5 protein-coding genes are annotated in these 4,440 nt (G+C 65.8%); 3 read left to right on the plus strand and 2 right to left on the minus strand.

The genetic code is table 11. The annotated features are described in order from the left end of the window. The 3 genes from EB084_20295 to EB084_20305 all read left to right on the plus strand — a co-directional run. Positions 1 to 1,855: hypothetical protein (locus EB084_20295; protein NDD30607.1), on the plus strand; the 1,855-nt coding region annotated here is incomplete at its 5' end. Between the two features lie 41 nt (positions 1,856 to 1,896). Beyond that, on the plus strand, positions 1,897 to 2,352 hold the full coding sequence (locus tag EB084_20300; protein NDD30608.1) for a hypothetical protein: 456 nt from the start codon (positions 1,897 to 1,899) through the stop codon (positions 2,350 to 2,352). Positions 2,353 to 2,370: 18 nt separating this feature from the next. Beyond that, positions 2,371 to 2,853 carry a hypothetical protein gene (locus EB084_20305; protein NDD30609.1) on the plus strand — a complete coding sequence of 161 codons (483 nt, stop codon included), beginning with the start codon at positions 2,371 to 2,373 and terminating at the stop codon, positions 2,851 to 2,853. Positions 2,854 to 2,893: 40 nt separating this feature from the next. On the opposite strand, the gene EB084_20310 is transcribed toward EB084_20305, so the two are convergent. Then, positions 2,894 to 3,514 carry a hypothetical protein gene (locus tag EB084_20310; protein NDD30610.1) on the minus strand — a complete coding sequence of 207 codons (621 nt, stop codon included), beginning with the start codon at positions 3,512 to 3,514 and terminating at the stop codon, positions 2,894 to 2,896. Positions 3,515 to 3,593: 79 nt separating this feature from the next. Continuing rightward, positions 3,594 to 4,440 (minus strand): hypothetical protein (locus tag EB084_20315; GenBank protein ID NDD30611.1); only part of this gene is annotated, 847 nt, incomplete at its 5' end.

Consider the following 4,440-nt stretch of genomic DNA (forward strand, 5'->3'; position numbering starts at 1 on the left):
CGCGAACGGCGTCTACAGCTCGCGTGACATCGATCGCGAGCAGGGCCTCACCCACAGCCTCGCCGATGGCAAGCAGATCAGCGACAGCGACCGTCAGCGCCGCAACGCCGACGGCATCTGGCCGAACAAGGCCGACATCACCCGCAAGGATGGCCGCCGCATCGAAGCGCAGCTCGAGGGCAGCCGCCTGAACGGCCTGAGCGAGACGTTCCCTGCGTCTGGCGACAGCGCCGCGCGCCAGGTGAAGTGGAACCGTGACGGCAGCGGCCAGTGGCAGTCGGACGAGCAGCCGCCGCGCATCCGCAAGAGCATGGACCTGATGCCCGACGGCGGCCTGCGCTACGTCGACGAAAAGAACCAGCGCGTGATCGAGCACACCGACGGACGCCGCGAAATCACCGCCGACGGCGTGACCCGCGCCTTCGGCGCCGACAACGCGATCACGCGCGTGACCCTGGCCGACGGCCGCTCGCGCTCGTTCGACTACAAGGACGGCAAGCTCTCGTCGATCACCGACACCGACAAGGCGGGTCGTCAGACCTGGACCCGCGAGGGTGACAGCAACGACTTCACCACGCCGGGCGTCGATCACAAGCGCCAGGTCATGGGCAAGCCACACGAAGACGGCAGCTACGGCTACGTCGCGTGCAACGGCGACACGTGCGAGCAGAAGACGGCTCCCGTGGGCGAGGCCCGCGAGAACGCCGGGGTCAAAGGCGTCGACGGCAAGCCTGTCGACGGTCTCGTCGGCCCCGGCACCGACAACAAGATCAACCCGCAGCCTCCTGTCGATACCAACCTGCCGGCAGACGCCGTGGCGGCCCAGCAGGCCTTCCTCGATTCCGCCAAGCAGGCCGGGCTCGATTCAAAGCGGCTCGACGGCTACATGGCCGATTTCGCCGAAAACGCCAAGAAGTACGGCTACTCTGCCGATCAGATCGTTCGCACCTTCAACAACCTCAACACCCTGCTCACCTCCCCCGAGAAGAGCCCCCTCTACACCCCCGAGCAGCGCAAGAACCTCGTGGAGACGGCGATGCACAACATCGCCCGTCCCACCGAGATCGATCAGGGCTACCACCCCACCTGCAACGTCACCACCCTCGAGATCTACAGCGCGGCGCGTCACCCTGAGGAGTACAGCCGCCTGGTGAAGGAAATCGGGCTGACGGGCTCGTGGAAGACCTCTGACGGCAAGACCGTGACGCCTCCCGCCAACGCACTCAAGCCCGGCGACGACGAGACCAACTACGATCTCGACAAGCCGAGCAGCGGCAAGCGCAACTTCGCCAGCCAGGTGATGGAGATGACCCTCATCAACGGCACCTACCAGACGGGTGGCAAGGGCGACAAGTGGAAGGACCGCAGCTACGTGATGGACAAGATCTCGTGGCAGCGCGAGGGCGCTGGCTCGGTGAAGATCGGCGAAGACCGCATCGCCGACCGCAACGGCCGTCCCATCAGCAACAAGGACAGCGGCCCAGACTTCTCACAAGACGACATCGTGACGGCGTCGAAGATGATGCTCGGCAAGGAAAACCCGATGCCGTACCTCGGCGCCCCCTACTCCACCAACGGAGGTCGCACCTGGAACTACGATCTCCCCTCGACGAACCGCCTGATGGATCTGAAGGCCAATGGCAGCTTCCCCCTCGGCGTGTCGACGATGGGCGGCGCCCACGTGCAGACCATCCACGACGTGAAGGTCGGCCAGGACGGCAAGACCTACGTCAAGCTCGACAACCAGCACGGCGCCAAGCATGACGGCTGGGTGACCCTGCCCGATCTCCACCGCACGATGCGCACGGGGGTTGAGCTGACGCCCGCCATCCCGTTCGACAAGGTGCCCGACTGACCCCAGCCAGGCCGAGCTGAAGACAGAGGAGATTCACACCGATGAACAACACCGCGCAGCTGCTCATCCTGGCCGACAGCCGCACCCCGCTTCCCGATGCGCAAGCCGTGGCAAGTGGCACGCTGCTGTCGACCGACTCCATCGTGGGCATTCCGCTGAAGCGTGAAGCGCTTCACCGATGGGCCGCCCAGAACGGCATCGATCTCGACGGCGAGAGCGTTGTCGAGGTCGAGGCCGACACCGATCCGGGCTTCCTGGTTGACGCCATCATCCAGAAGCTTCGCCAGCACGATGCCTTCCACGTGCTCACCCTCGACACGTCGCTGCTGAACGACCTGGCCATCACCGAGGCGCTACGCGACGCGGGAAGGCCCTACGGCCTGGTCTTCCACGACGTCGATGCGCCCGTCGGCGAAGCGCAGGGCGACAGCGCGTCGTGGGCCGCAGCGTCGCCTGACAGTCCGCCGCCCTTCGTGCTGAACCTCACGCCGCAGTAGGCTGCGAGCTGGGCTCCGATGAGCTTTCTGCAATCGTGCCTCACGTCGCAGCGACGACACCGAATCACACCACAGGAAGCGCGCAGACAGGCAGAGCGCGTTCTCGACGAGTGGCGTGAAGAGATCGATCGCGTTGCTGCGCTCGACGGCTCAGAGCAAGATGTTGCCATCGAGGCGGGGCGGGTCGTGCTGATCTCGGTCAACGAGTCAGAGGCCCTGCGCAGCACCCGCTACATCGCCTACAACCGCCAGCCAGGCAACAAAGAGGTCTTGTGGAACGAGACCCGCGACACGGAGACGTGCGAATGCGCTCCGGAGGTCTCTTCAACCACGACCCAGGCGACACGCGAGCCGAAGGGCACGCGCGTCATCTGCGACACCTCGCTGGGAGGGCTGGCAACGGATCACGTCGATGCGTACATGGACGCATCGGGGCACGGCTGGTACTGCCACGACACGCACATCGGCAGCCAGAACCAGACGGTTCGCCAGCGGTTCTGACCCGTCGCACGAAGGGCCAGACGCGGGCGGCGGCATTCGCTCAGCCTTCTGGCGACCAGTCATCGCCCGGCGTGGTGCTGGGCACGTAGTCGTCGGTATCAAAGACCCATTCCTCCCCATGCGCGCCATCGTGCGAGGTCTCCTCGTGATGAATCGGGGTGTCGGAGTGCGCCCCACCATCAGGGGGATGCCCATCCGCAGCGCCGTCGTGATCGACGTCGACCTCCACCACGGTGACCTCGCCGTCGGGTTGCACCTCGATGTGCTCGGCGTGCAGCACGTGGCCCTCGGAGTCGACCTCGACCACCTCACCGTGGGCATGCCCATCGGCGTCGATCTCGACCTCTACAACGGTGACGTGGCCCTCTGCGTCTGTCTGCGCAGCGTGGATCTCGGTGTGCCCGTCGGCGCGCTCGGTGAACGTCACCACGGTGGCGTCGCCTCCACCTGCATCGGACGCGATGAGCTCGGAATGCGGCGCGCCTTCCGCGGGGGCGTGCGGCGCGCTGGACGGCTCCGCATGCGATCCCGCATCGACAGGCGCAGACCCGCTCGGCTCTCCCCCGAGAGGACTCGAGGGGTCGATGCCCTCTGACGACTGACTTCCGGTGATGGCTTCCATGGCTGTCTCTCTCCTGACCTCGCCCTCGTGGACGAACATTCACATCTCTCTGCCCAGAGCATACACCGCCGGACGAGACAGAGCTGTAACCGATCTCACAACACGCCGATCTTCGGGATCAACGTTGCACGGGAAACGTGCCTCCGCAGCCCTTGCACTTGAGATGCACCCGCCCCTCCGGCGGGAGCTTCGCGCGAGCGACGCTGTAGGCACCGCCACAGCTCGGACAGCGGCCGCGAATGGTCTCTGCGTCAGACACCGGCGCCGGCGGGGACGACACCGCGCCCGGAGCCAGTGCTCCCTCCCCTGGCTGCGCTGCACCAGAGACAGGCGACGTCGCCCCCGAAGCACCTGCGCCTGCGGGCCTGGCCGCCGCCTTCAGGCGCTCGATGGCTTCGAGTGTCGCCCGCAGATCAGCCGACTGCGCCATGCGGGCTCGCGCAGCCAGGAAGACGGGCGTCTTCGAGTACTCGTCGAGCAGCCGAACCCGCCGTGACACATACGGGCTGCTCTGGGAGACGAACTCGTTCAGGCTCGAGACCTTGCCATCGAGATCATCCTGCTGCTTGAGCCACACATCGAGGTTGATCTGCTTGTACAGGTCGGGCGCGCGCAGGCTCATGAGAACGAGGGTCTTGCGCGCGATGTCGACATCGCCCACCACCAGGAGACCGGCACTGTCGGCAGTGACCTCTGACTGTCGCAGCCACGACATCAGCGGAAGCTCGATGGGCAAGGAGACCAGTCGCTTCACGTCGAGAAACCCAAGGAGCCCGCCCGCCATGAGGTTGTTGCTGTGCGACCCCGCCACGATCTGCGCCACGGTGCGATACATGGCGTGACCGCTCTTGGCGTGCCCCAGCTCCTTGGCGATGACGAACAGCAGCTCGATTTCTGTCAGGCTGCGGGCCAGCGAGCTGCCGAGCACGATGAAGCTGTCGGTGCCCGTTCCATAGGTATCTGAG

This window comes from Pseudomonadota bacterium, assembly GCA_010028905.1.
Classification (GTDB): Bacteria; Vulcanimicrobiota; Xenobia; order RGZZ01; family RGZZ01; genus RGZZ01.

Coding starts and splice junctions, on each gene's coding strand:
- EB084_20300 (NDD30608.1), top strand. CDS start 1,897: ATGAACAACACCGCGCAGCTGCTCATCCTGGCCGACAGCCGCACCCCG.
- EB084_20305 (NDD30609.1), top strand. CDS start 2,371: ATGAGCTTTCTGCAATCGTGCCTCACGTCGCAGCGACGACACCGAATC.
- EB084_20310 (NDD30610.1), bottom strand. CDS start 3,514: ATGTTCGTCCACGAGGGCGAGGTCAGGAGAGAGACAGCCATGGAAGCC.